Origin of the sequence: Sinomonas sp. B1-1 (assembly GCF_050474465.1) — a bacterium.
In the GTDB taxonomy this organism is placed as follows: Bacteria; Actinomycetota; Actinomycetes; order Actinomycetales; family Micrococcaceae; genus Sinomonas; species Sinomonas flava.
Genome location: NZ_JBCHVF010000031.1, coordinates 1 through 1,095, shown reverse-complemented (window position 1 = coordinate 1,095; position 1,095 = coordinate 1). Strand labels below are relative to the sequence as shown.

1 protein-coding gene is annotated in these 1,095 nt (G+C 68.4%); it reads right to left on the bottom strand.

Annotated elements, in window-relative coordinates; genetic code table 11:
- Positions 1-19: 19 nt before the first annotated feature.
- A complete protein-coding gene (locus tag ACQ5BE_RS18935; RefSeq protein WP_430298493.1) occupies positions 20-985 on the bottom strand; it encodes an IS481 family transposase in 966 nt (321 codons plus the stop codon).
- Between the last annotated feature and the right edge of the window lie 110 nt (positions 986-1,095).

Genomic DNA, 1,095 nt, shown 5'->3' with positions numbered 1-1,095 from the left:
GGCTAGGTGTACCCGGCCATCAGGTTGGTGCCAGCCGGCTGATCGGGGGTTTGCCTCCGAGTGCGCTGTGACAGCGTTCAGTGTTGTAGTGCTCGAGCCATGGTGCAAGGGCGGCTGTTCGTTGGTCGTTGCTGGTGAAGGCCTGGCAGTAGGCCCACTCGGTTGCCAGGGTGCGGTTCAGCCTCTCGACCTTCCCGTTCTGCCAGGGGCAGTGGGGCCTGATGAACTTCTGGGTGATGCCATGCTCGGCGCACACTGCCCGCAGGGAGTACCGGTAGGCCCAGGCGTTGTCGGTCATCAGCCGCTCGATCCGGGTGATCCCGTGGGCGGCGAAGTAGGCGATCGCACGCTCGAGGAAGCCCGCGCAGGTGGGGCCCTTCTCATCGGGCAGCACCTCGCTGTAGGCCAGTCTGGCGTGGTCATCGACCAGCGAGTGCACGTAGTCGTAGCCGATCGGGACCTGCTTGTGCTTGTGGCCCACGGTCGCCTCCCGGCCGTGGACGCGCCAGCCCCCGCCATCGGGGATCCGGCCGAGCTTCTTCACGTCCATGTGCACCAGCTCCCCGGGCCTGTCGCGCTCATAGCGCACCGCGGTGGACTTCGAGGCCCGGATGGGATCCCCGGTCATCGGGTCGCACTCGCACAGGCGGGGCACCCCGTGCCGGCGCAGGATCCGGGACACCGTCCTGGCCGGAACCCCGGTCTTCGGCCCGAGCACGTCCGGGCCCTGCCGGTGCCCGGCCCGGGCGGCCAGGACCTTCTGCTCGACCTCGGCCGGGGTCCGGGTGGGCATCGTGTGCGGCCTCGAGGACCGGGTCTCCAGACCGGCCTCGCCTTCGGTCTCGTACCGGCGGATCCAGGTTCCCACGCACTTGCGCGAGACGCCCATCGCCGCGGCGATGTGGGCCTGCTTCCAGCCGGCCTGATGCCGCTGGACGATCAGAAGGCGGCCATGGACAGTCAAACGGGCGCTACGGTGGAACACGAGAACCTCCGGGTTGGAGTGGGCCTTAGACAAGCCACATCCCACCCGGAGGTTCTCCCTTGTTCAACCAGACTCGCCGCTACCAACGTCCTGGCCGGGTACAGCTAGGG